This is a genomic window from Rhodanobacter sp. T12-5 (assembly GCF_008329435.1).
In the GTDB taxonomy this organism is placed as follows: domain Bacteria; phylum Pseudomonadota; class Gammaproteobacteria; order Xanthomonadales; family Rhodanobacteraceae; genus Rhodanobacter.
Window position 1 is genome coordinate 419720 of the sequence record NZ_NPKN01000001.1, and the last position, 23968, is coordinate 443687.

Here is a 23968-nt window from a genome sequence, read left to right on the forward strand (position 1 = left end):
GGTGAAAGCATCGCCCGCGAGCGGGCTCCTACTATGCTGCGATGGTTGCATCGACCGACGGAACAACATGACGCGCGAATCGAACCCCACCGTGCTATTGGCCGACGACCAGCCCGACGTGCGCGAGGCACTGCGCCTGCTGCTGAAATCCGAGGGCATCGCCACCGTCGGCGTGGACGGGCCGGCGGCGGCGCTGGAGGCGGCGCGTCGGCGCGATTTCGGTTGCGCGCTGATCGACCTCAACTACACCCGCGATACCACTTCCGGTGCCGAAGGCCTGGCTCTGCTGGACGCACTGCGCCAGCACGCGCCGGAACTGCCGGTGGTGGTGATGACGGCGTGGGGCAACGTGCCGCTGGTGGTGGATGCATTGCGCCGCGGCGCCGGCGACTTCATCGAGAAGCCGTGGGACAACGCGCGCCTGCTCAGCATCGTGCGCAACCAGATCGCTTTGGGCGAAGGCGCGCGGCGGCAGCGGCGGCTGGAGGCGGAGAACGCGCTGCTGCGTGGCGGCAGCGAGGCGCTGATCGCCGAGTCGCCGGCGATGCGGCGCGTGATGGAGCTGGTGGCGCGGGTCGCGCCCAGCGACGCCAACGTGCTGGTGCTGGGCGAGAACGGCACCGGCAAGGGCGTCATCGCGCAGCAGCTGCATGCGCAGTCGCGTCGTGCGACGCGCGCACTGGTCAAGGTCAACATGGGCGGCATTGCCGAGAACGTGTTCGAGTCGGAGATGTTCGGCCATGTGCGCGGCGCGTACACCGACGCGAAGAGCGAGCGCATCGGCCGCTTCGAGCTGGCCGACGGCGGCACGCTGTTTCTCGATGAAGTAGGCAATGTGCCCATATCGCAGCAGCCCAAGCTGCTGCGCGTGCTGGAGGATGGCGAGTTCGAACGGCTCGGTTCGTCGCGCACGCAGAGCAGCGACGTGCGGCTGGTCTCGGCGACCAATGCCGATCTCGCCGTCGAAGTGGAGGCAGGTCGCTTCCGCAAGGATCTGCTGTACCGATTGAATACGCTGGAAATCCGACTGCCGCCATTGCGCGAGCGCAGCGCCGACATCCTGCCGCTGGCGCGCAGCTTCCTGGAGCGCAGCGCGACGCGTTACGGTCGCAGCGGTTTGCGGCTGGCGCCGTCGGCCGAGCGTGCGCTGCTGGCGTGGCGGTGGCCGGGCAATGTGCGCGAGCTGGGTCATTTGATGGAGCGCGCCGCGCTGCTGGCCGAACATGACCTGGTCAGCGACTCGGCGCTGGCATTCGGCCCCGGCTCGGCGAGGGCGGACTCCGCGCAAGGCATCGACGGCATGACCATCGACCAGGCCGAGGCGCATCTGGTGCGAAGCGCGCTGGAACGCCACGACGGCAACCTGCAGCATGCCGCCGACGCGCTCGGCATCACCCGGCAGACCTTGTATCGGCGCATGGAAAAGCACGGGCTGCGCGATCCCTCGACCGACGATGCCGACTGATTCCACCCGCCGCCGCGGCTACATGCCCGCGTTCGAGCGGCGCGTGCTGCTGGGCAGTTGGCTGGTGGCCGTGCCGGCGCTGCTTGGTGTGGCCGTGCTGTTGCTGGTCGGCGTGCCCGAGCGTGCGCTGTGCTGGCTGCTGGTCATCGTGGTCGTCGTGGCCACCGCATTGATCGCGCGCTGGCAACATCGTCGCGTGGTGTATCCGCTGTACACCCTGGCCGGTTTGCTGGAAGCCCTGCGCGAGGGCGACTACAGCATGCGCGGCGTGCAGGGCGGCGTGCTCGGCGATGCGATCTACGACATCAACGCGCTGGCCGACCGGCTGCAGAAGGAGCGCCTGCAATTCGAGGATTCCGCGCGCCTGCTCGGCAAGACGCTGGCTGCGCTGGACAGCGCGGTGCTGGTGTTCGATCACGATGCACGGTTGCGCCTGCTCAATCCTGCCGCGCAGCGCCTGCTTGCCGACGAGCGCCATGCGCTGATCGGTTGCCGCGCCGACGAGCTGGCGCTCGACGTGCTGCTGGCCGCGCCGTCTGCACAGGTCGTCAGGCATACGTTCCCCGGCCGCAGCGGCCGCTTCGACATCCGCCACGCGCCGCTGCGCAACGAAGGCCGCAGCGGCCGGTTGCTGGTGATCAACGACGTCGGCCGCGTGCTGCGCGAGGAAGAGCGGCAGGCCTGGCAGCGCCTGCTGCGCGTGCTCGGTCACGAGGTCAACAATTCGCTGGCCTCGATCCACTCGCTGGCCGGTACCCTGGCCACCGTGATCGCACGCGAGCCGCTGGCTGACGACTGGCGCGAGGATGCGCACGGCGGCCTTCAGGTGATCGGCAATCGCGCCGAATCGCTGTCGCGTTTCCTCGCCGGCTACAGCCGACTCGCCGCGTTGCCGCCACCGCAGAAACGCGAGCTCGACCTGGCCGTGCTGGTGCCGGCGGTGGCGCGGCTGGAGCAGCGCATGGCCGTGCAGGTGGAAGCCGGCGCACCGCTGCTCGTGCAGGCCGATCCCGACCAGTTGGAGCAGGCGCTGATCAACCTGCTGCGCAACGCCGTCGAAGCGAGCCTGCCAAGCCGTGGCCAGGTGCTGATGCGCTGGCGCAGCGAAGGCGAGCGCGCACTGATCGAGATCGTCGATGACGGCCCCGGCCTGCCCGGCAGCGACAACCTGTTCGTGCCGTTCTTCACCACCAAGCCCGGCGGCTCCGGCATCGGCCTGGCCCTTGTGCGGCAGATCGCCGAGGCGCACGAAGGCGGCGTCAGCCTGACCGCCCGCGATAACAGGGGCGGTGCCATCGCCCAACTGTGGCTACCGCTGCTGCTCTCGTAGGAGCCCGCTGGCGGGCGATGCTTCTCTCGTGGGTATCGGAAAGGCATCGCCCGCCAGCGGGCTCCTACGACAACAGCGGCTGTGCATCTGGATCGAGCCAGATGGCGTTCCAGTAGGGGTAATCCAGTGCACTCCTCGCGAGCCCGGCGCGTATCGGATTGGCGACGATGTATCGCGCGGCCTGTCGGACATCTTCGTCAGCGCGCAACGCGTGGTCGTGGAAACCGCGGTCCCAGACTCGTTGGTGTACCTCGGACGATGCGTTGAGCGTGCGTGTGAGATTTCCCTTGAAGCGATTCATGGCCCGGGCGAGTGACTCGTTGCCTAGCTGCAGCAAGCCATGCCAGTGATCGGGCATCAGCACCCACGCCAGCAGGCCGGCGTCGCCCCACGTAGATGCCGAGTGGATCACCCCGCTGGCGATCCGTGCGCGCATAGGATCCGCGAACAGGCGCTGGCGGCGATACGTCGTGGTGGTCAGCAGGTAGACCTGTCCGGGGATCGAGACGCGCCCCTGACGCAAGGCGCGGCGACCGATGGCGGGAAATTCAGGCATGCGCAAAGGTTGCCTGCATCCGTATCTCGCAAGCATCGTCCGACATCACTCACCCAGGCCAGCCCCCGACCTCACATCGCGTAGGAGCCCGCTGGCGGGCGATGCTCTTGCCGTCAGTTGCGTCGGTAGGAGCCCGCTGGCGGGCGATGCTCTTATGCTCTTGCCTTCGGTAGATGTAAGAGCAGGAGCATCGCCCGCCAGCGGGCTCCTACGGGGTGGCGGCAATCTGCGATTGCAACGCGGCAATGCGTTCGTGACGTGACAGCTTTTTCCAGGCGATCTCCAGTCGCAAGGCGGTGCCGTGGTCGGCGACCCAGACCCAGCCAAGCAGTTGACGCGGCGGGTTGGAGCGGGTGAAGCGCGCGCCCTTGCCGGCGAGGTGTTTCGCGTAGCGTTGTTCGGGGTCGCGGGCGATGCCGGTGTAGACGCGGCCGTCGGCGCATTCGAGCAGGTAGACGGCCCACGCGTCGGCGTCGGGCGCTTCGCTCATGCGCTCAAGCCCATTCGATCAGGCCCTCGGCGTCGCAGACCTGCTTCCATGACGGGCGCGATTTCAGTCGCGTGGCCAGCGCCGCCAGATGTGGCCACTCGGTGGCGGGGCGCGGCATGTTGCGCGACCAGCGCATCAGCATCAGCGCGTAGAGATCGACCAGGCTGAAGTTGTCGCCCAGCATGTGCGGGCCGTGCGCGGCCAGGTGGGCGTCGATGTGCGACCAGCATTTTTCGATGCCGGCGCGGGCGGCCTGCTTGATCGTGTCGGCACCTTCCGGCAGATGGTCGCCGGGGTAGAACCACTGCCGGAACAGCGGTTGCAGCGAGTTGGCCAGGTAGAACATCCACTGCAGGAAGTCGGCGCGTCGTGCGCTGCCGGGGGCCGGTGCCAGCGCCGCCTCGGGGTGCCGTTCGGTCAGCAGCAGTGCCAGCGCCGCCGCTTCGCCATGCGGCACGCCGTCGATCACCAGGGTCGGTACGACCCCGTTCGGGTTCAGTGCGAGATACGCCGCGCTGCGCTGTTGGCCGGCGTCGATGTCGATCCGCTCCAGCGTATGTGGTGCGCCGATTTCGAGCAGGGCCAGATGCACCAGCAGGTTGGCAGAGCCGGGAGCGTAGTAGAGCGTGTACATGGCGATCATCCGCAAAGGGCAATCCGCGAATGATACGCCGGGAGGAAGGGCGGGAAGTGAGTGGAGAGGAGTGAGAAGCGAGAGAAAGTACGGTAGCGCGAGGTCTCTGCTCTGGACTCACTTCTCATTCTTCTCCACTCACTCCTGCTTCGCTCAGCCGTCCAGTTCAGCCCAGCGCGCGTACGCCGCGTCGAGTTCGGCTTGCAAGGCCACCAATGCCTCGTTGGCGGTGACGATCGCGGCACTGTCCTGCTGGAAGAAGGCCGGCTCGTTCATCGCGGCGGTGCGAGCGGCGATGTCGCCTTCCAGTTGCTCGATGCGCCTGGGCAGTTGTTCCAGCTCGTGCTGCTCCTTGAAGCTGCGCTTGCGCTTCGGCGCAGCCGGTGTGGCGGGCGCCGGAGTTTGCGCGGCGGGCTTTCCAGTCGTGGCCGTGCTGCGCGGAGCCGGCCGCTGGCGCAACCAGTCCGTATAGCCGCCCACGTACTCGCCGATCTGCCCATTCCCCTCCAGCACCAGCGTGCTGGACACCACGTTGTCGAGAAAGGCGCGGTCGTGCGAGACCAGCAGCAGGGTGCCCTGGTAGTCGGTCAGCAGTTCTTCCAGCAGCTCCAGCGTCTCGACGTCGAGGTCGTTGGTCGGTTCATCCATCACCAATAAGTTCGACGGCTGCGCGAACAGCTTGGCCAGCAACAGGCGGTTGCGTTCGCCGCCGGAGAGGCGGGTGATCGGCGCGCGCGCGCGTTCTGGCGAGAACAGGAAGTCCTGCAGGTAGCCGATGATGTGCTTGCGCTGGCCGTTGAGTTCGATGTATTCGCGGCCTTCGGCCACGTTGTCCAGTGCGTTGAGCTGGTCGTTGAGCTGCAGCCGGTGCTGGTCGAAGTAGGCGATCTGGATGCCGGTGCCCAGCTCGGCGGTGCCGCGCAGCGGAGTCAGTTCGCCCAGCATGATCTTCAGCAGGGTGCTCTTGCCGGCGCCGTTGGGGCCGATGATGCCGATGCGGTCGCCGCGCATGATCGTGGTGGAAAGATCGTCGATCAGCACGCGCCCGCCGTAGGCCTGATGCACGTGCTGCAGATCGATCACCTTCTTGCCCGAGGCCTGCGCGTTCGCCGCATTCATCTTGACGTTGCCGCTCAGGTTGCGCCGCTCGGCGCGCTCGTTGCGCAGCGCCTTCAGCGCGCGCACGCGGCCCTCGTTGCGGGTGCGCCGGGCCTTGATGCCCTGGCGGATCCACACTTCCTCCTGCGCCAGCTTCTTGTCGAACAGCGCATTCGCCTGCGCCTCGGCGTGCAGGCGTTCCTCGCGTCGGCGCAGGTAGTTGTCGTAGTCGCCCGGCCAGTCGGTGAGCGCGCCGCGGTCGATCTCGACAATGCGGGTGGCCAGCGCACGCAGGAAGCTGCGGTCATGGGTGACGAACAGGATGCTGCCGGCGAACTGCTTGAGGAAGGTTTCCAGCCAGCCGATCGCCTCGATGTCGAGGTGGTTGGTCGGCTCGTCCAGCAGCAGCACGTCGGGCTTGCGCACAAGCGCCTGGGCCAGCAGCACGCGGCGCTTCATGCCGCCGGACAGCGCGGCGAAGTCGGTGTCGCCGGGGAGCTCCAGCTGGGTCAGCACGTCGCTGACGCGGCGGTCCAGGTCCCAGCCATGCTGCGCCTCGATGAGATGCTGCACGTCGCCCAACGCGTCGAAATTGCCCTCGGCCAGCAGGTGGTGATAGCGCGCCAGCAGGCGGCCGAGATCGCCCAGTCCCTCGGCGACCACGTCGAACACGCTGCCGGCGGTGCCCTGCGGCACCTCCTGCGCCATCCGCGCCACCACGATGCCGTTCTGCACGCGCACCTCGCCGTCATCGGCATGCAGCTCGCCGGCGATCAGCTTCATCAGGGTGGATTTGCCTTCGCCGTTGCGACCGACGATGCAGACACGCTCGTTCGCCTCGATCGACAGATCGACATGTTCGAGCAGGAGTGGGCCGCCGATGCTGAAGTCGACGCGTTGCAATTGGATAAGGGACATCCGCCCATTGTAGCTGGTGCCGCGGGTATCGCTGCGTCTGGAGTCCGCTTCGCAAGGCGGGTGAAAAACAAAACGGGCCGCACTAGGCGGCCCGTTTCGCTTGCAGCGTCGTGACGCCGGCTTACTTCAGCTTGGCGTCCTTGCGCAGCGCCTCGGCGCGGTCGGTCTTTTCCCACGAGAACGTGGTGAAGGCGTTGCCGTTGGCGTCCTTCACCAGCTGCGGGGTGCGGCCGAAGTGGCCGTAGCTGGCGGTCTGCTGGTACATCGGGTGGATCAGGTCGAGCATCTGCAGGATGCCGTACGGGCGCAGGTCGAAGTGCTTGCGGATCAGCTTCTCGATCTTCTCGTCGCTGATCTTGCCGGTGCCGAAGGTGGTGACCGAGATCGAGGTCGGGTGGGCCACGCCGATCGCGTAGCTCACCTGCACTTCGCAGCGGTCGGCGATGCCGGCAGCGACGATGTTCTTGGCCACGTAACGCGCCGCGTAGGCGGCCGAACGGTCGACCTTGGACGGATCCTTGCCCGAGAACGCACCGCCGCCGTGACGGGCCCAGCCGCCGTAGGTGTCGACGATGATCTTGCGACCGGTCAGGCCGCAATCGCCCACAGGGCCGCCGATCTCGAACTTGCCGGTCGGGTTGATGTGGAATTTGGTGCCCTTGTGCAGCCACTTGGCCGGCAGCACCGGCTTGAGGATGTACTCGCGCACGGCCTCGATCAGGTCCTTCTGCTTGATGCCCGGGTCATGCTGGGTCGACAGCACCACCGCGTCGATCGCGGTGGCGACGCCGTTCTCGTAGCGCAGGGTGACCTGGCTCTTGGCGTCCGGGCGCAGCCACGGCAGCGGCGAGTTCTTCTGCTTGCGTACCTTGGCCTGCTGCTCGACCAGGCGATGCGAGAAGTGGATCGCCGCCGGCATGAAGGTCTTGGTTTCGTTGGTGGCGTAGCCGAACATCAGACCCTGGTCGCCCGCGCCCTGTTCTTCCGGGTTCTTGCGATCGACGCCGCGGTTGATGTCGGGCGACTGCTTGCCGATCAGGTTCAGCACGCCGCAGGTCTCGCCGTCGAAACCGACTTCGCTGGAGTCGTAGCCGATGTCGACGATCACCTTGCGGGTCAGCGCCTCCAGGTCGATCCACGCGCTGGTGGTGACTTCGCCGGCGACGATCGCCACGCCGGTCTTGACCATGGTTTCGCAGGCCACGCGGGCGCGCGGATCCTGCACGAGGATCGCGTCGAGCACGGCGTCGGAGATCTGGTCGGCGACCTTGTCCGGATGGCCTTCGGAGACCGATTCGGAGGTGAACAGGTAGTTGGACATCGCGGTTTATATCCTTTCGTTCGGATAGAGAGATAAAAGAAGTCGGACATGATACATCGCCGTCCCCGGTTTTGCAGCCCGCCTGGATTCCGGCACCTGCCGGATTAGGCGCGTGTTCAGCCGTCTGGACGGCTGCATGGGCCGAAGCATCCTGCGTTCACAATACTTCGCAGCGGTTGCGGCCGCCGTGTTTGGCCTGGTACAGCGCGCGGTCGGCGCGCTCGAAAGCGCTCTCCGGCGTGTCGTCGGCACGCAAGACGGTGAGGCCGCACGAAAGCGTGATCCGCACAGGCCGCTGCTGGCCACGGAAGCCGATGCTCTCGATGCAGTTGCGCAGCACCTCGGCGATCTCGCGGCCGGCTTCCCCGCCGGTGTTCGGCAGCACCGCCACGAATTCCTCGCCGCCGTAGCGCGCCAGCATGTCGTTCGGGCGCAACACGGCTTTCAGCTGTTCGGCCACGATGCGTAGCGCGCGATCGCCGGCGGCATGGCCGAAGTTGTCGTTGATGTACTTGAAGCGGTCGATGTCCAGCACCAGCAGGCAGGATTCGGCGCCGCCACGGGCCCGTTCCAGGCACGCCCTGGCCATGTGCCGCTCGAACACGAGGCGATTGGCGAGACCGGTCAACGGATCGGTCGAGGCGAGCTCGTGCTCCTGGCGCAAGTTCGCCTCCATCGTCCGTGCCGAATGCTCCAGTTCGCGGATGCGCTGGTTCATCTGGTCGGAACGGGCCTGCCAGTCACGCTCGCGCGCGTCCTCGCGCTCGCGGAAGCTTTTCAGGTATGCGGCGATCGTGCCGAGCCGCGCGTGCACCGCCTGATGCAGTGCATGCACTCCCTGCGCCTGCTCCATCTGGCTGCCGAGGGCGGCGATCTCGCCGGTCAGGTTTCGATCCAGTTCCTGTCGAGAGTCGCTGCCTTCGCGGTGGTCGGCCTGTTCGCTGCCGAGGTACCGGGCCAGTTCCTCCAGTTGCTGGTTAACGAGGGTCAACAGTCGCTCGGCGGCGGCCCGGTGCTCGCCGAGTTGGCCAAGGTACCGGTTGACCAGGTCGGCCAGCGCCTGCGCCTGCGACGCCAATGCGGAGTCGTCTTCGGCGGCGGCGATGGCATCGCGGATGCTGTTCAATTGGGGCGCCGACGCGTCATCCAGGCGCAGCTGTTCGATCAGCATCAGCAGCATCCGGGCCGCCGGCGTCGCTGCTGCCGGCATCTCCGTCGTCAGGGTCAATGCCTGTGGTGTCGGCTGGGGCGATTCGTCGAGCGACCTGGCCGCCCTGGTCAGCTTGTCCAGCAGGGTTTCCAGCGACTCTTTGTCAAGCGGTTCCCGCAACTGTTGCCGCAGCTCGGCCAGGACGCTGTCCAGGGCCGCCGTGCGACCGTCAGCGGCGTTGCTCAGGCATGTCGAAAGGCGACGCAGCAACGCGTCGATCAATGCCCAGCGCCGCTCGGCGCGCTTGAGTCGTTCGACCGCTTCTTGCCGGGATCTCAGTGCCTCGTGGATATCCATGGACGTTCGTTTGCCTTCGATGCTTCGATGTTACGTGACGCGATTTTCCGGGCGCACTCACCCGTTGGGAGGGTCAGGCGGCAGCGCGCACCTCGTCGAGACCGGCGAAGTAGTCGCGGGTCAGCTGCAACTGCTCGGCGGCGCTCTCCGCACGGTTTGCCACGTGGCGAAATGCCGCGTTTTGCGGCCGATCCTTCGCATACCAGCCCAGGTGTTTGCGCGCGATGCGCACGCCGGCCTGTTCGCCGTAGAACGCGTACAGCTGCTCAAGATGGCCCAGCAGGATGGCCGCGACCTCGGCCGGCGCCGGCTCGGGCAGCAGTTCGCCGGTGGCCAGGTAATGCGCAATCTCGCGGAAAATCCACGGACGGCCCTGCGCGCCCCGGCCGATCATCAACGCATCGGCGCCGGTCAGCTCGAGCACGTGGCGCGCCTGCTGCGGCGTGGCAACGTCGCCATTGGCCAGCACCGGGATGCGGACGGCGGCCTTCACTGCGGCGATGGTGGCGTACTCGGCGTCGCCTTCGTACTTGTCGGCGCGGGTGCGGCCATGCACGGCGAGCGCGGCGATACCGTTGTCCTCCGCGATGCGCGCGATGGACAGCGCATTGCGGTTGTCGCGATTCCAGCCGGTGCGGATCTTCAGCGTCACCGGCACCTCGACCGCGTCGACCACCGCCTTGACGATGCGCGCCACCAGCGGTTCGTCCTGCAGCAGCGCCGAGCCGGACCACACGTTGCATACCTTCTTCGCCGGGCAGCCCATGTTGATGTCGATGATCTGCGCACCGTTGGCGACGTTGAAGCGCGCCGCCTCGGCCAGCATCGCCGGGTCGTAGCCGGCGATCTGCACGCTGACCGGTTCGGGTTCGCCATCGTGATCCATCCGCCGCAGCGACTTGCGCGTATGCCACAGCCGCGGATCGGCGTTGGTCATTTCCGACACGGCCAAGCCCGCGCCCAGCCGCTTGCACAGCAGCCGGAAGGGCTTGTCGGTGACGCCCGCCATCGGGGCGAGCACCACAGGCGGGTCGATGAGGTAGGGGCCGATGCGCATCCGCCCATTGTAGCCGGCCGGGCCGCGGCGGGCCCGGCGGCGTCAATGCGTCGGCAGAACCTGCAGTGGCCGTAGCTGGTGTTTGTGCCTGAACAGCGGCACGAACAGCAGCGCCATGATCAGCGAGTAGGCGGCGAAGGCCAGCCAGATGCCATGCCAGTCCTTGCAGATGGCGACGGTGTCGTTGCAGGTCCGGTCGGTGAAGAAATGGTCGATCGCGAAGCCGGCGATCAGGCTACCGAGCACGGCACCGACGCCGTTGGTCATCAGCATGAACAGGCCCTGCGCGCTGGCGCGGATCTTCGGGTCGGCCTGGCTCTCCACGAACAGCGAGCCGGAGATATTGAAGAAGTCGAACGCCATGCCGTAGATGATGCACGACAGCACGATCATCCACAGGCCATCGGCCGGGTTGCCGAAGCCGAACAGGGCGAAGCGCAGCACCCAGGCCAGCATGCTCATGGTCATCACCGCCTTGATCCCGAAGCGCTTCAGGAAGAACGGAATGGTCAGGATGAAGGCGGTCTCGGAGAACTGCGAAATCGAAATGATGATGGCCGAGTAGCGGACCGTGAGCAGGTCCTTGTAGGCCGGGATCTTGGCGAAGTCCCTGAGGAAAGTGTCGCCATAGGCGTTGGTCAGTTGCAGCGCGGCACCGAGCAGCATGGCGAAGATGAAGAACACCGCCATGTTGCGATCCTTGAACAGCACGAACGAGGTCAGCCCGAGGCGATCGGCCAGGCCGCGGCTGTGCGTGGCGTCCAGTTGCGGCGGGCACCTGGGCAGGGTGAACGCATACAGGCCCAGCAGCAGCGACGCGGCGGCGGCCACGTGGAACTGGGCCGCGGAGGACTCGAAGCCGAGCAGGCTCACCGTCCAGGTGGCGGCGATGAAGCCGATCGTGCCCCACACGCGGATCGGCGGATACACGGTGACCACGTCGAAGCCTTCCCGCTTCAGCGCGTTGTAGGCCACCGCGATCGACAGCGAGATCGTCGGCATGTAGAAGATCATGTTGAGCAGCATGACCCAGAACATCAGGTGCGGATTGTCGACCAGCGGCACCATGAACAACACGATCGCGCCGGCGATCTGGAACAGGCCATAAAGGCGTTCGGCGTTGATCCACTTGTCGGCGATGATGCCGGCCAGCGACGGCATGAACAGCGAGGCGATGCCCATCGTCGAGAAAATCGCGCCGAAATTGGTGCCCGACCAGTGCTGGGTATGGAACCACCAGGTGCCGATGGTCAGCAGCCAGGCCCCCCAGATGTAGAACTGCAGGAAGTTCATCACGATCAGGCGCAACTTCAGATTCACGGGCAGGTATCCGGCATGTGTGTCCCCCTGACGCAGCCGAGGGAACCGCCCCGTGGCCACCAGCCGAGGCAGGTTAGAGGAAGCCGCGGGGAACCGGCAAGGCGCGCCGAAGCGCAGGGTCAAGCCACCGTGTGCAGCGCATCGGCCACGAGTTCGCGCAACACCGGCAGCAACTCCGCCTCGAACCACGCATTGCGCACCAGCCACAACCGGTTGCGTGGACTCGGGTGCGGCAGCGGCAGATGGCCGCGGGCAAGCTGTTCGCGCCACGCCTGCACCGTATCGGTGAGCCGGGTGCCGCGTGCCACGCCGAGCAAGCCGGCCTGCGCGTACTGGCCGATCACCAGGGTGAGCTTCACCTGTTTCAGCAGTGGCAGCAGGCGCGGATGCCAGGCCGGCGCGCACTCCGGCCGCGGCGGCAGGTCGCCACCCTTGCCGCTGCCGGGAAAGCAGAAACCCATTGGCACGATCGCGACACGGCTGGCGTCGTAGAACGTGTCGCGATCGATCCCCAGCCATTCGCGCAAACGCTCGCCGCTGACATCGTTGAACGGAATGCCGGTGTCATGCACCTTGCGCCCCGGTGCCTGGCTGACGATCAGCAGCCGCGAGGTCGCCGATGCCTGCAGCACCGGTCGCGGGCCATGCGGCAGGTGCGCTTCGCAGATTCGACAGGCGCGAATATCTCCGAGCAGTCGATCAAGCGTAACGGGCATGGCTACAAGCACCTCGCCGGCAAGGGTTTCGGGTTGCGAGCGACGTTGACTGTTCGCTGCGCGTGGCGATGATGAGGTTGCGCATTCGCATCATTTGAGTGGCGGCGGCATCACAACTACGTAGCTGCGTCGCCTTAGCAAAAACCATATCGCACCCAGTGGAAACGCCACCGAAAGCGTCCACGGGCCGTAGGGCGAGGCAAAGGCGGAGGCGCCAAACAGCAGAAAACTGATCGGCTGCACGCTGAAAGCGCCGGTGGTCCAGTTGAATCCGACAGTCACGAAACCGAACAGGATGAAAAGAATCCATGGCCATTTCCTGCCCCGCATAGGAGTGCGCAAACACATCACCAATGCGTATAGGCAAAGCAGCGGTATCACGCAGGCCAGCCCCAGAAAAACATAGTGCAGCGGACTTTTGCCGCGAAGGGTGAAAGCGTTGGTCTGTTCCAGCGATTGCTTCATCCGGTAAACGTGCAGGCCCTCAATGATGCGTTGATCACCATCGGTGGAGACAGTCATCTCCGCCAAAGCCCAGGCTGAATCGAATTGATACTCAAAGGTGAGCATCACACGCGACTCGCCATTCGCAATCATCTTGCGGAAGCCAACGGTCTTGACTGAACGCGGCGCACCTGCAGGAAAGTAGCCGGCGAGCTTGGCCAGTTGCGTGTCGATGTCGGCGGTTCTGAGTTTGGCGGCCAGGTGATCCCTGGTCGAGTCCAGATGGCCCAGCCGCAGGTCGTCCAGCGTGGACCGGGCAAACTTCACATCGGCGCTCGGAGCAAGGCGGTCGATCATGCCTTGCTGGCTGCATGCGCTCGCCAACAGGCACAGCAGTGCGATCAGAACGAACTTCATGCTTCTCATCCATTCCCCCTGGAGAATATTAAGAGTCAAGGCAGAAGTTTGCCCGGATTGAGAATCCCGTCCGGATCGAACGCCGCCTTGACGTTGCGCATCAGCCCCAGCGTGGAGGGCTCCAGTGCCAGCGGCATGAACTCGCGCTTGAGCATGCCGATGCCGTGCTCGCCCGACAGCGTGCCGTCCAGCGATATCACCAGCGCAAACAGTTCGGCCAGGCAGGCATGCGCACGCTCGCGCTCGGCCTCGTCGCGCGGCAGCAGGTTCACGTGCAGGTTGCCGTTGCCGGCGTGGCCGAAGCTGACGATCAGCACGTCGTGCTTCGTCGACAGCTGCCTGATGCCGTCGACCAGGGCGGGCAGGTGGCTGACCGGCACCACCACGTCCTCGTTGATCTTGTTCGGCGAGATCGTGCGTTGCGCCGGCGACAGCGCCTTGCGCGCGGACCACAGGGCGCGCGTTTCCTCTGCCGTCTCGGCAACCCGCAAATCGTCGAGCCCGTCGCCGCGCGCTGCCGCAGACACGGCGTCGACTGCCGCGTCCAGCGTGGCCGGTTCGCCATCCACCTCGATCATCAGCATCGCGCCGGCCAGCGGAATGTTGTCGCCGCCGTGCGCATGCGCGAGCTTCAGCGCCACGTCGTCGATGAACTCCAGCGCGCACGGCGTCACCGGCTGCGCCATGATCCGCGCCACCGCCCGTGCAGCCGCGCCGACATCCTTGTAAGTCGCGCGCAGCGTGCGCACGGCCGATGCCTTCGGCGTCAGTTTCAAGGTGGCTTCCGTGATCAGCGCCAGCGTACCTTCCGAGCCGATCAGCAAACGGGTCAGGTCGTAGCCGGTCGCGCCCTTGCTGGTGTACGTGCCGCAGCGGAAGCCTTCGCCGGTGCCGGAGACTGCGCGCAGGCCCAGCGTGTTTTCGCGCGGCGTGCCGTATTTCACCGCGCGCGGCCCGGCCGAATTGCAGGCCAGGTTCCCGCCGATGCTGCACCACGGCGCCGACGACGGATCGGGCGGCCAGAAGAATCCATGCGGTGCCAGCGCCTGCTGCAGGTCGGCGTTCAACACGCCGGGCTCGACCACGGCAAGGCGATTGTCCGGATCGATGCGCACGATGCGGTTCATCCGCTCGAAGCTCGCCACCACGCCGCCGTCCACCGGTACCGTGGCGCCGGTGGTATTGCTGCCACGCCCGCGCGCGATCACGGGTACCCGATGCGCGCGACACGCCTGTACCAGCGCCTCGACCTGGGTGTGCGAAGTCGGAAACACCACCGCATCCGGCAACGCCTGCCGGCGTGAGTTGTCGTACGAATAGGCGATCCGCTCGGCCTCGCCGACGGCGAACGCGTCTGCCGGGAAGGCGGTGCGAAGACGGTCGAGCAGGGCGGGTGGCAGCGGCATTCGCCCAGTTTAACGCCGAACTCGCGATGGGCCGGCTGGACGGGGACGAGCTTGAAGCGGGAACGCGCTCTGGCGTGTTTCCGCGCTCGCCGGGCTCACTTCATCAGCTTGTCCAGGATCCGCGTGAGCCACGCGCGCTCCTCGACATCGAGTTTCGCCAGCACCTCGCGCTCGCGCACGCGCGCCATCGGCGCGACCTCGTCGTGCATCGCCCAGCCTTTCGCGCTGAGGCTCAGTACCGAGCGACGCTTGTCGTTGTCGTGGATTGCCCGGTCGACCCGGCCGGCCTCGACCAACCGCGCCAGCGCGCGACTGACCGCCACCTTGTCCATCGCCGTGCGTTCGGCCACTTCGCGCGCGGACAGTCCCTCGAACCGCGCCAGCACCGCCATCACCCGCCATTCGGTCATCGAGATGTCGTAGCGGCTCTGGTAGTCGTCGGCGATCGCCTGGCTGATCGTGTTGGACAGGATCGACAGCCGGTACGGCAGGAAATGTTCCAGTTGCAGGGGGGCATGCTCGGCAGTTGCGGAGGCTGGACGGCGCTTGGCGGGCATTGCGGCGATGATCCTTGCAAATGGTTTCACATGTAACTATAACGTGTGATTACCACCGATGATGGCACGCTCTTGTGCTGCCATCGTGCACCGACAATCAGGAGAGCGCCATGAACGCCCAGCCGAACCTTGGCATGCAGGTCACCACATTCGACAACCCGATGGGGATCGACGGTTTCGAATTCGTCGAGTTTGCCGCGCCGGCCGGCCGCGGCATCGAGCTGCATGAGCTGTTCAAGCGGATGGGTTTCAGCGCCGTGCTGAAGCACAAGTCTCGCCCGATTACCGTGTACCGGCAGAACGGCGTGAATTTCCTGATCAACGAGGACCCGGATTCCTTCGCTGCGGACTTCGCCAAGGCGCACGGTCCCAGTGCCTGCGGCTTCGCCATCCGCTTCCGCAAGCCCGGCGTGCAGGTGCTGCAATCCGTCCTCGACAACGGCGGCGAGAAGATCGAGCACAAGGAAGCCAGCAAGGCGGTGAACGCGGCCGTGATCAAAGGCATCGGCGACTGCATGCTGTACCTGGTCGATCGCTACGGCGACCTGGGCAGCATCTACGACGCCGACTACGAGGCGATCGAAGGCGCCGACCAGAACCCGGCCGGCTTCGGTCTCACCTTCATCGACCACCTCACCCACAACCTGCATTTCGGCAACATGCAGAAGTGGTCGGACTACTACGAGCGCCTGTTCAACTTCCGCGAGATCCGCTATTTCGACATCAAGGGCGCCAAGACCGGCCTCGTCTCCAAGGCGATGACCGCGCCGGACGGCATCGTGCGCATCCCGCTGAACGAGTCGAACGATCCGAAAAGCCAGATCAACGAATACCTCGATGCCTACCACGGCGAAGGCATCCAGCACATCGCCTGCTTCACCGACGACATCTACGGCACGGTGGAGAAGATGCGCGAGGCCGGCGTGGAATTCCTCGACACGCCCGACGCGTATTTCGAAGTGATCGACGAACGCGTGCCGAACCACGGCGAGGACGTGGCACGGTTGGCGAAGAACAAGATCCTGATCGATGCCGATCTTGAAACCAGACAACGCAAGCTACTGCAGATCTTCACCCAGAACGCGATCGGTCCGATCTTCTTCGAGATCATCCAGCGCAAGGGCAACGAGGGCTTCGGCGAGGGCAACTTCCAGGCGCTGTTCGAGAGCATCGAGCGGGATCAGATGAAGCGCGGGTTCCTGTAAATTCTTGAAGCCCCTCTCCCATCGGGAGAGGGGTTGGGGTGAGGGTTCGGAGATGCCGGAAACAATCAAGCCACCGCTACCCACCACAACGCGCCAACACGCGCGGGACTTGCGCCAGAGTGGAACGGATGCCGAACGCAAACTCTGGTATCAATTGCGTGCCGGGCGGTTGAACGGACTGAAATTCCGTCGCCAACATCCCATCCCCCCATACATCGTCGATTTCTACTGCGCGTCGCGAAAGTTGGTGATCGAGCTTGATGGCTCACAACACAACGAGGAAGTGGATCGCGAGCGCGCCCGGTTTCTCGAAGCGCAGGGTTTGAGAATCCTGCGCTATTGGGACAACGAAGTTCTTCAACAAATGGAAGTAGTGCTGGAGGCGATTTTGGATATCGCCGACAGCCGAACCCTCACCCCAACCCCTCTCCCGGCGGGAGAGGGGCTTCAAGAGCCCAGGGCGTGCACATGTCTGCGATGATCAGCGACGGTTACCAATCCGGCTTCGGCAACGAGTTCGCCAGCGAGGCCATTCCCGGCACCCTGCCGCAGGGCCAGAACTCGCCCCAACGCGTGGCCCATGGCCTCTACGCCGAACAGCTCTCCGGCACCGCGTTCACCGCGCCGCGCCACGGCAACCGGCGCAGCTGGCTGTACCGGATCCGTCCAGCCGCCGTGCACCAGCCGTTCCAGCCGCTGGCGCATGCCACCTTCCACAATCGTTTCGACGAGGCACCGGCCACGCCGAACCAGTTGCGCTGGGATCCGCTGCCGCTGCCGGAAAAGCCGACCGACTTCGTCGACGGACTGGTCACGCTGGCCGGCAATGGCGGGCCAGCGGAGCAGGCCGGCGTGGGTATCCACGTCTATACGGCCAATCGTTCGATGCAGGGCCGCTTCTTCTATGACGCCGACGGCGAGCTGCTGATCGTGCCCCAGCAGGGCCGGCTGCGGCTGGCCACCGAGCTGGGCCTGATCGAGCTGGAACCGCAGGAGATCGCGGTGATCCCGCGCGGAGTGCGCTTCCGCGTCGATCTGCCCGACGGTGAGGCGCGTGGCTATGTCTGCGAGAACTTCGGCGCGCTGCTGCGCCTGCCCGATCTCGGTCCGATCGGCTCGAACTGCCTGGCCAATGCGCGCGATTTCCTCATCCCTCACGCGGCCTATGAAGACGTCGATGGCGCCTTCGAGTTGGTGGCGAAATTCCAGGGCGCGCTGTGGTCGGCGAAGATCGATCACTCGCCGCTGGACGTGGTCGGTTGGCACGGCAACTACGCACCGTACAAGTACGACCTGCGCCGCTTCAACACGATCGGCTCGATCAGCTACGACCACCCTGATCCATCGATCTTCACCGTGCTGACTTCGCCCAGCGACACCGCGGGTACGGCGAACATGGATTTCGCGATCTTCCCGCCGCGCTGGCTGGTGGCGCAGCACACGTTCCGGCCGCCGTGGTTCCATCGCAACGTGGCCAGCGAGTTCATGGGCCTGATCACCGGCGTATACGACGCCAAGGCCGAGGGCTTCGTGCCCGGCGGCGCGTCGCTGCACAATTGCATGAGCGGGCACGGTCCGGACGCGGCCACGTTCGAGAAAGCCTCGAAAGCGGATCTGTCGAAGGCGGACGTGATTGGCGGCACCATGGCCTTCATGTTCGAGACGCGCAAGGTGATCCGTCCTACCCGGCAAGCCCTGGCCGCGCCGCAGTTGCAGGGCAACTACCACGAATGCTGGCAGGGCATCGCGAAGCATTTCGACCCGGGAAGCAAGGCTTGAGTCGCCTCTGGCCGATCGCTGCCGTCGCCTTGGCGCTTGCCGGCTGCAGCGGTGCCTATCAACCGACGGCGGCGCCGCCGGCAACTGCCCATGCACCGGTCGCTTCACCATCCCAGCCTCCGCCGGCCGCAACGATGGCCGCGAACACGCCGGCGCGTTACGACGGTTACGGCGACATGCGTTTCGGCATGGACGAGGCGGCATTCGGCCAAGCCTGGGGCGGCGAGCTGAAGGGTGCGCCGGGGCAGGATTCGAGCTGCTTCCACAAGACGCCGAAATGGGCGAAGCAATCGGCGGAAGTCGCCTTCATGTTCGAGGGTGGCCGCTTCGTGCGCTACGACGTCGGCACCGCGAAGGACACCGCGCCCGGCGGCGGCAAGGTTGGCATGAGCGAGGTACAGATCCGCACGCTGTACGGCGCCCGCGTCGAGGCACAGCCGCACAAGTACGTCGATGGCGCAAAATACCTGCGCATTGCCGCGCCGCAAGGCGATGGCGTGCTGGTGTTCGAGACCGACGCACAGGGCACCATGACGCGGTGGCACGTGGGTGTGCCGCCGCAGGTCGATTACGTTGAAGGTTGTAGTTAGTTACCTCGGAGTATTCAATGAAACTCGCAAGTCTCAAGGAAGGCGGCCGCGACGGCACGCTGATCGTGGTCAGTCGCGACCTCACCCGCGCGGTGAAGGCGAGCGCCATTGCACCGACGCTGCAGGCCGCGCTGGACGACTGGTCGAACGCGGCGCCGCGGCTCAATGCGCTGTCGGATGAATTGAACGCCGGCCATGCCGGCGATGCCTTCGCACTGGACATGCACGCGCTGGCCTCACCGCTTCCACGTGCATATGAATTCGTCGATGGCTCGGCCTACCTGCCGCACGTCGAGCGCGTGCGCCGCGCCCGCGGCGCCGAGGTGCCGAAGTCGTTCTACACCGACCCGCTGATGTACCAGGCGACCAGCGCCGGCTTCCTCGGCCCGCGCGATCCGGTAGTGGTGCCGAGCGAGGATTTCGGCATCGACCTGGAAGCCGAAGTGGTGGTGGTCACCGACGACGTGCCGATGGCAGCGACACCGGCGCAGGCCTCCGGGCACATCCAGCTGGTCGGCCTGATCAACGACGTCAGCCTGCGCGGGCTGATCCCCGGTGAACTGGCCAAGGGTTTCGGCTTCCTGCAGTCGAAGCCGCGCTCGGCGCTGTCGCCGGTGCTGGTGACGCCGGACGAACTGGGCGACGCCTGGCAGGGCGACAAGCTGCACCTGCCGATGCGCACCTGGCTGAACGGCGCGTGGTTCGGCGAGGCCGAATGCGGCGTAGACATGCAGTTCAGCTTCGCCGAACTGGTCGCCCACGTGGCCAAGACCCGTCCGCTGACTGCCGGCACCATCGTCGGCTCCGGCACCATCGCCAACGAGGACACTGGCAAGGGCGCCTCGTGCCTGGCCGAGCAGCGCACAGTGGAAACCCTGCGCGACGGGCAGCCGTCGACGCCGTTCATGAAATTCGGCGACAGCCTGAAGATCGACATCACCGACGCCGCCGGCGCCTCGATCTTCGGCTCGATCGAACAGCGGATCGAACCGCTGAAGCGCTGAGCAGCGGGGCGCGGCCCTGTGGGAGCGACTTCAGTCGCGATGCCCTTGCTTTGAAACTCCAGGGCAAAGAGCCTCGCGACTGAAGTCGCTCCCTCAGATCTGTGGCATCCGGCGCATCTGCGGCGGGTTGTCGCCATGGAGCGGCAATTGATCCGGATCAAGGCGCGCCAACGGCGGCGAGGACAGACTCGCCCCATGGCCACTCCCTTAGCTCCTCCCGAATTCGATTCCGCGCTGATCGCCCGCTACGACGTGGCAGGTCCACGCTACACCAGCTATCCGACGGCGCCGCAATTCACCGCCGATTTCGACGAGACGGCGTTGCGCGCGGCGATCCGGACGTCCAACGAGGAGCCGATTCCCCGGCCATTGTCGCTGTACGTGCATGTGCCGTTCTGCATGAGTCCATGCTTCTACTGCGGCTGCAACCGGGTGATCACCCGCGACGTGGGCCAGGCCGATCGCTATCTCGAGCGGCTCTACCGCGAGATCGAAATGATCGCGCCGCTGTTCGACCGCGACCGGCCGGTGCGCCAGCTCCACTTCGGTGGCGGTACGCCGAATTTTCTGGACGCCCCGCGCATGCGCGAGTTGATGGAGTCGCTCGCGCGCCATTTCAGTTTCAGCCACGAGACGGATCGCGAGTACGGCATCGAGATCGACCCGCGCTTTGCCGATGGCGACTACGTGCGCGGCCTGGGCGAGCTGGGTTTCAACCGCATCTCGGTCGGCATCCAGGATTTCGATCCGGCGGTGCAGCAGGCGGTCAACCGGATCCAGAGTTTCGAGCAGACCCGCGAGGTGATCGATGCGGCCCGCGTTGGGCGCTTCCGTTCGGCCAGCGTCGACCTGATCTACGGCCTGCCGCTGCAGACGATCGACGGCTTCAGCCGCACGCTGGACCAGGTGGTGGCGCTGGGGCCGGATCGGGTCGCCGTCTACGGTTACGCGCACCTGCCGGAGATGTTCAAGGCGCAGCGACAGATCGAAGCGGCCGAGTTGCCCGATGCGGCTACCCGGCTGGCGCTTTTTGGTTGCGCGCTGGAGAAGCTGAGCGCGGCCGGCTATGTCTATATCGGCATGGATCATTTCGCCCGCGCCGACGACGAACTGGCGCAGGCGCAACGCAGCGGCACGCTGCAGCGCAATTTCCAAGGCTATTCGACGCACGGCGACTGCGACATCGTCGGCCTCGGCGTCAGCGCGATCGGCCGCATCGGCGACAGCTACAGCCAGAACGCACGCGACCTGATCGGCTACTACGCGGCGCTGGATGCCGGTCGCCTGCCGGTGACGCGCGGTCTGCAACTGGACGAGGACGACCTCATCCGGCGCAGCCTGATCAACGAGCTGATGTGCCACGGCGAGCTGGATAAACAACTCTTCGGTGCGCATCACCGGCTGCTGTTCGACGAATATTTCGTGCGCGAGCGGCAGCGGATGGCGCCGCTGGTGACCGACGGACTGGTGCAGGAAGACGCGCGGATGCTGCGGGTGACCTCGCGGGGTCGGTTGCTGTTGCGTATCATCGCCATGTGCTTCGACGCCTACCTGGGCGACGCGGCGCAAGCTCCGCGATATTCGCGCGTGATATGACCCTTGCAGCCCCCACCGGCAGTCCATCACATCATGCAATCCAAGCACATGGCAGGTCGCCTGCCCGAGCCGCCCAACCCGATCGCCGACGACGGTGACGAGACGCGTTTCTGTGGCACCTGCGCGTTCTCCAGTGCCTGCATCGCGGCCGGCTACGACAAACCCGAACTGGTCGAGTTGCAGTGCCTGGTGGAGCACGTCGGGCCCTTTCGGGCGGGCGAGCACATCTTCCGCACCGGCGACCCGTTCCGCGCGATCTTTGCCGTGCGCGGTGGCACCGTCAAAACCCGCATGGTCGACAAGGAGGGCCGCGAGCAGGTGCTCGGTTTCTACCTGCCGGGCGAGGTGATCGGCCTCAACGCGATCTACCCGGAGCACTTTCCATGCGACGCAGTGGCGCTGGATACGACGTTCTTCTGTCGCTTCTCGTTCCCGGCGATGAGCGCGCTGGCCTCGCGCGTGCCGGCGGTGCAGCAGCACCTGTTCCGCATGTTGAGCAAGGAGCTCGGCACCGCCAGCCTGCTGGCCGGAGACCACAGCGCCGACGAGCGCGTTGCCGCGTTCCTGATGGACCTGGCCAGCCGTTACGCCGCGCGCGGCTTTTCCGCCACCCGTTTCCACCTCAGCATGTCGCGCGGCGACATCGCGAACTACCTGCGCCTGGCCGCCGAGACGGTCAGCCGCGTATTCAGCCGCTTCCGCAGCCAGAAGCTCATCGAGATAGAAGGCCGCGAGTTGCAGATCGTCGATCCCAAGGGCCTGCGCGTGATCGGTCAGGGGCTGCTGCCGGAGTGAGCTGCTGCGCGGCGGCTGGATACGGCAACGCGCCCACCTGCCGCTAGTGCCGCATCAATACCGGGATGCACGACTCCTCGAGCACGTGCCGGGTGGCGCCGCCAAAAAATCGCTCGTGCGTCGGCGATTGGCCGTAGGCGCCCATTACGAGCAGGTCGACCTGTCCATCGGCGGCCTGCTTCAGCAGGAGATCGCCGGCGAGGTCGGACGAGGCGCGGATGTATTGCGGTCGTGCGGTGATGTGGTGACGCAGCAGATAGACGAACGGATCGAAGTGCGGCAGGCGGCCGTCCGCATGGCGCGATCCGCGCACGCCGCCATCAATCAGCGTCACCTGACTGGCCTTCCTGAGAAACGGCATGGCGGCATGCATCGCGCGGATCGATTCGAGGCTTCCGTTGCAGCCGATCACGATCCGCTCGAAGCTGATTTCCCGGCTCCATCGCGGCGGCAGGACAAGGCATGCCAGCTGGCAACCAAGGATCGCCTCGCCGAGTACGTCGAACAGCCCGGACGGCGCCACCATGTCGCGCTCGATCACCGCCAGGTCATGCCAGGCACCAAGCTGCCGCAGCGTCTGGGCCATGCCCACGCCGCTGGTGGTCCATGTCGCCGCGTTCACGCCGGATTGCCGCGCGAAAGAGCCAAACGCGGCAAAGGCGTCGATGTCATCGGCACGCGGCTCCGCCAGCAGGCCGAGGACGGTGGGGCCACCTTCGCTGTCGCGCAGCATTCGCACCGACGGCTCGACGAAACATCCGGTCAGGTTGCCGCCCCAGCGAGCCGCGATGGCCGTGCCCACGGTGGCGGCCGGACTCCACGGATCGGTCGAGGTCACCAGCGCGAGTACGTCGCCCGGGCAAGCGAATGGCGTCGCCGGGTCGACAGCGGGGTCGGTGAGGCCGGCATCGTGTTCTTGTGAATGCATGGGCATGACGGTATTCCGGTCGGCGCGGCAACGATCAGAGATCCAGCGTGTGGATGACCTGGCTCGAATCGTCCGGATCACGGCGGCGATGGAAGCCCAGGTAGTTGGCCAGATCGCGCATCGCCTCGTTGTCGGCGGCATCGAGCGAGGTCATCACCTTGAAGCCGTTTCTGCGGGCGAGGTCGATCAGATGCCGCATCAGGAGCACGCCGAGTCCGCGCTGGCGCCAGTCGTCGGCCACGGTGACCGCGCATTCGCAATGGCCTTGTTCGCTGGTGGCGCTGTAGCGGCTGACGCCGACTTCGCGCAGCTTTCCGTCGTCGTGCGCCAATGCGACGAATGCCATTCGCTGGTCGTAGTCGACATCCATCAGCTGGTTGACCAGATCCGGGCCGGCCTCCTTGAATCCGCCAAGAAACCGGAACCGGCGCGAGTCGGGTGACAGTCGGTGGATGAAGTCTTCCTCGCGTTCGCGATCCTCCGGCCGCAGTGGCCGGATGAGTACGGGCGTGCCGTCGGCGAGGGATTCGATCCAGTGGGTACCGCTCAGCTTGTCGACATGGAGGTTGGCGCTGTCAGGGATTGTTTGCGGGGAGAAGGTATTGGACATGGCGTTGTTCCCGATGCGGATGGCCGTGCGGTCCGTGCCTGGCAGGCGAGCAGGCGATTTCGCTTCCTGCACGATGCATTTTTACGCCGCGGTAGGCCCCTCCAGTTGACCTCCGTCAATTGATGGTCGGGTTGTCGTTGCCGATGCCGGCAGGCACAGCTCGCCGAGCGCGCAGGACACTGCCCCGCAACTGGTTCCGGTCAGGAACGTTGGTCGCTCGCAGGG

The 23968-nt window shown here is 65.9% G+C and carries 23 protein-coding genes; 9 read left to right on the forward strand and 14 right to left on the reverse strand.

All coding sequences use genetic code 11. From position 1 onward, the window contains the following. Positions 1-67: 67 nt before the first annotated feature. A complete protein-coding gene (locus tag CIW53_RS01815; protein WP_149362991.1) occupies positions 68-1465 on the forward strand; it encodes a sigma-54 dependent transcriptional regulator in 1398 nt (465 codons plus the stop codon). Then, positions 1455-2795 (forward strand): ATP-binding protein, encoded by a 1341-nt coding sequence (locus CIW53_RS01820; RefSeq protein WP_242451732.1) that lies wholly within the window; start codon positions 1455-1457, stop codon positions 2793-2795. Before CIW53_RS01815 ends, CIW53_RS01820 begins: the two co-directional genes overlap by 11 nt. A gap of 64 nt (positions 2796-2859) precedes the next feature. On the opposite strand, the gene CIW53_RS01825 is transcribed toward CIW53_RS01820, so the two are convergent. From CIW53_RS01825 to CIW53_RS01880, 12 genes are all read right to left on the reverse strand, one after another. Continuing rightward, positions 2860-3351 (reverse strand): transposase, encoded by a 492-nt coding sequence (locus CIW53_RS01825; protein WP_149362992.1) that lies wholly within the window; start codon positions 3349-3351, stop codon positions 2860-2862. A gap of 208 nt (positions 3352-3559) precedes the next feature. Beyond that, a complete protein-coding gene (locus CIW53_RS01830; RefSeq protein ID WP_149362993.1) occupies positions 3560-3841 on the reverse strand; it encodes a GIY-YIG nuclease family protein in 282 nt (93 codons plus the stop codon). A gap of 4 nt (positions 3842-3845) precedes the next feature. Beyond that, positions 3846-4475 carry a glutathione S-transferase family protein gene (locus tag CIW53_RS01835; protein WP_149362994.1) on the reverse strand — a complete coding sequence of 210 codons (630 nt, stop codon included), beginning with the start codon at positions 4473-4475 and terminating at the stop codon, positions 3846-3848. A gap of 153 nt (positions 4476-4628) precedes the next feature. Beyond that, complete coding sequence (locus CIW53_RS01840; protein WP_149362995.1) at positions 4629-6491, reverse strand: ATP-binding cassette domain-containing protein; 1863 nt, start codon at positions 6489-6491, stop codon at positions 4629-4631. Positions 6492-6612: 121 nt separating this feature from the next. Then, positions 6613-7812 carry a methionine adenosyltransferase gene (metK, locus tag CIW53_RS01845; protein WP_149362996.1) on the reverse strand — a complete coding sequence of 400 codons (1200 nt, stop codon included), beginning with the start codon at positions 7810-7812 and terminating at the stop codon, positions 6613-6615. A 157-nt stretch (positions 7813-7969) separates the two neighbouring features. Continuing rightward, complete coding sequence (locus CIW53_RS01850) at positions 7970-9319, reverse strand: GGDEF domain-containing protein (protein WP_149362997.1); 1350 nt, start codon at positions 9317-9319, stop codon at positions 7970-7972. A gap of 73 nt (positions 9320-9392) precedes the next feature. Continuing rightward, the gene (gene dusB / locus CIW53_RS01855; RefSeq protein WP_149362998.1) at positions 9393-10376 is read right to left on the reverse strand and encodes a tRNA dihydrouridine synthase DusB; all 984 of its coding nucleotides are present in this window, start codon (positions 10374-10376) and stop codon (positions 9393-9395) included. A gap of 42 nt (positions 10377-10418) precedes the next feature. Then, entirely contained in the window at positions 10419-11696 is a 1278-nt protein-coding gene (locus tag CIW53_RS01860) for a nucleoside permease (protein ID WP_149362999.1), read from the reverse strand. Positions 11697-11815: 119 nt separating this feature from the next. After that, on the reverse strand, positions 11816-12412 hold the full coding sequence (locus CIW53_RS01865; RefSeq protein ID WP_149363000.1) for a uracil-DNA glycosylase family protein: 597 nt from the start codon (positions 12410-12412) through the stop codon (positions 11816-11818). A 90-nt stretch (positions 12413-12502) separates the two neighbouring features. Then, on the reverse strand, positions 12503-13273 hold the full coding sequence (locus CIW53_RS17840) for a hypothetical protein (protein WP_242451733.1): 771 nt from the start codon (positions 13271-13273) through the stop codon (positions 12503-12505). A gap of 35 nt (positions 13274-13308) precedes the next feature. Next, on the reverse strand, positions 13309-14679 hold the full coding sequence (locus CIW53_RS01875) for an FAD-linked oxidase C-terminal domain-containing protein (protein WP_149363001.1): 1371 nt from the start codon (positions 14677-14679) through the stop codon (positions 13309-13311). A 95-nt stretch (positions 14680-14774) separates the two neighbouring features. Then, entirely contained in the window at positions 14775-15236 is a 462-nt protein-coding gene (locus tag CIW53_RS01880; RefSeq protein WP_149363002.1) for a MarR family transcriptional regulator, read from the reverse strand. Between the two features lie 110 nt (positions 15237-15346). On the opposite strand from CIW53_RS01880, the gene hppD reads away from it, so the two are divergent. The 7 genes from hppD (at position 15347) to CIW53_RS01915 (ending at position 22205) form a co-directional block, all read left to right on the forward strand. Further along, entirely contained in the window at positions 15347-16441 is a 1095-nt protein-coding gene (gene hppD, locus CIW53_RS01885) for a 4-hydroxyphenylpyruvate dioxygenase (RefSeq protein ID WP_172969558.1), read from the forward strand. 52 nt (positions 16442-16493) lie between these two features. Beyond that, the gene (locus CIW53_RS01890; RefSeq protein ID WP_149363003.1) at positions 16494-16922 is read left to right on the forward strand and encodes an endonuclease domain-containing protein; all 429 of its coding nucleotides are present in this window, start codon (positions 16494-16496) and stop codon (positions 16920-16922) included. Beyond that, entirely contained in the window at positions 16910-18220 is a 1311-nt protein-coding gene (gene hmgA, locus CIW53_RS01895; RefSeq protein WP_149363004.1) for a homogentisate 1,2-dioxygenase, read from the forward strand. The genes CIW53_RS01890 and hmgA overlap by 13 nt, the downstream gene beginning before the upstream one ends. Further along, positions 18217-18810, forward strand: coding sequence for a lectin (locus CIW53_RS01900; protein ID WP_149363005.1), 594 nt, complete (start codon positions 18217-18219; stop codon positions 18808-18810). Before hmgA ends, CIW53_RS01900 begins: the two co-directional genes overlap by 4 nt. Positions 18811-18827: 17 nt before the next feature. Beyond that, positions 18828-19814 (forward strand): fumarylacetoacetate hydrolase family protein, encoded by a 987-nt coding sequence (locus CIW53_RS01905; RefSeq protein WP_149363006.1) that lies wholly within the window; start codon positions 18828-18830, stop codon positions 19812-19814. Positions 19815-20009: 195 nt separating this feature from the next. Further along, positions 20010-21410: an oxygen-independent coproporphyrinogen III oxidase gene (gene hemN, locus CIW53_RS01910; protein ID WP_149363007.1), complete on the forward strand. Its 1401-nt coding sequence runs from the start codon at positions 20010-20012 to the stop codon at positions 21408-21410. A 33-nt stretch (positions 21411-21443) separates the two neighbouring features. Then, a complete protein-coding gene (locus CIW53_RS01915) occupies positions 21444-22205 on the forward strand; it encodes a helix-turn-helix domain-containing protein (RefSeq protein WP_149363008.1) in 762 nt (253 codons plus the stop codon). Positions 22206-22248: 43 nt separating this feature from the next. Here CIW53_RS01915 and CIW53_RS01920 read toward each other — a convergent pair whose 3' ends face one another. Together CIW53_RS01920 and CIW53_RS01925 are read right to left on the reverse strand one after the other, a co-directional pair. After that, positions 22249-23139 (reverse strand): universal stress protein, encoded by an 891-nt coding sequence (locus tag CIW53_RS01920; protein ID WP_242451734.1) that lies wholly within the window; start codon positions 23137-23139, stop codon positions 22249-22251. Positions 23140-23167: 28 nt separating this feature from the next. Continuing rightward, positions 23168-23743 (reverse strand): GNAT family N-acetyltransferase, encoded by a 576-nt coding sequence (locus CIW53_RS01925; RefSeq protein WP_149363009.1) that lies wholly within the window; start codon positions 23741-23743, stop codon positions 23168-23170. Between the last annotated feature and the right edge of the window lie 225 nt (positions 23744-23968).

Coding starts and splice junctions, on each gene's coding strand:
- metK (WP_149362996.1), bottom strand. CDS start 7,812: ATGTCCAACTACCTGTTCACCTCCGAATCGGTCTCCGAAGGCCATCCG.
- CIW53_RS01850 (WP_149362997.1), bottom strand. CDS start 9,319: ATGGATATCCACGAGGCACTGAGATCCCGGCAAGAAGCGGTCGAACGA.
- CIW53_RS01890 (WP_149363003.1), top strand. CDS start 16,494: ATGCCGGAAACAATCAAGCCACCGCTACCCACCACAACGCGCCAACAC.
- CIW53_RS01820 (WP_242451732.1), top strand. CDS start 1,455: ATGCCGACTGATTCCACCCGCCGCCGCGGCTACATGCCCGCGTTCGAG.
- hemN (WP_149363007.1), top strand. CDS start 20,010: ATGGCCACTCCCTTAGCTCCTCCCGAATTCGATTCCGCGCTGATCGCC.
- CIW53_RS17840 (WP_242451733.1), bottom strand. CDS start 13,273: ATGAAGTTCGTTCTGATCGCACTGCTGTGCCTGTTGGCGAGCGCATGC.
- hmgA (WP_149363004.1), top strand. CDS start 16,910: ATGTCTGCGATGATCAGCGACGGTTACCAATCCGGCTTCGGCAACGAG.
- CIW53_RS01905 (WP_149363006.1), top strand. CDS start 18,828: ATGAAACTCGCAAGTCTCAAGGAAGGCGGCCGCGACGGCACGCTGATC.
- CIW53_RS01835 (WP_149362994.1), bottom strand. CDS start 4,475: ATGTACACGCTCTACTACGCTCCCGGCTCTGCCAACCTGCTGGTGCAT.
- CIW53_RS01840 (WP_149362995.1), bottom strand. CDS start 6,491: ATGTCCCTTATCCAATTGCAACGCGTCGACTTCAGCATCGGCGGCCCA.
- CIW53_RS01925 (WP_149363009.1), bottom strand. CDS start 23,743: ATGTCCAATACCTTCTCCCCGCAAACAATCCCTGACAGCGCCAACCTC.
- CIW53_RS01825 (WP_149362992.1), bottom strand. CDS start 3,351: ATGCCTGAATTTCCCGCCATCGGTCGCCGCGCCTTGCGTCAGGGGCGC.
- CIW53_RS01920 (WP_242451734.1), bottom strand. CDS start 23,139: ATGCCCATGCATTCACAAGAACACGATGCCGGCCTCACCGACCCCGCT.
- hppD (WP_172969558.1), top strand. CDS start 15,347: ATGAACGCCCAGCCGAACCTTGGCATGCAGGTCACCACATTCGACAAC.
- CIW53_RS01865 (WP_149363000.1), bottom strand. CDS start 12,412: ATGCCCGTTACGCTTGATCGACTGCTCGGAGATATTCGCGCCTGTCGA.
- dusB (WP_149362998.1), bottom strand. CDS start 10,376: ATGCGCATCGGCCCCTACCTCATCGACCCGCCTGTGGTGCTCGCCCCG.
- CIW53_RS01875 (WP_149363001.1), bottom strand. CDS start 14,679: ATGCCGCTGCCACCCGCCCTGCTCGACCGTCTTCGCACCGCCTTCCCG.
- CIW53_RS01915 (WP_149363008.1), top strand. CDS start 21,444: ATGCAATCCAAGCACATGGCAGGTCGCCTGCCCGAGCCGCCCAACCCG.
- CIW53_RS01815 (WP_149362991.1), top strand. CDS start 68: ATGACGCGCGAATCGAACCCCACCGTGCTATTGGCCGACGACCAGCCC.
- CIW53_RS01830 (WP_149362993.1), bottom strand. CDS start 3,841: ATGAGCGAAGCGCCCGACGCCGACGCGTGGGCCGTCTACCTGCTCGAA.
- CIW53_RS01880 (WP_149363002.1), bottom strand. CDS start 15,236: ATGCCCGCCAAGCGCCGTCCAGCCTCCGCAACTGCCGAGCATGCCCCC.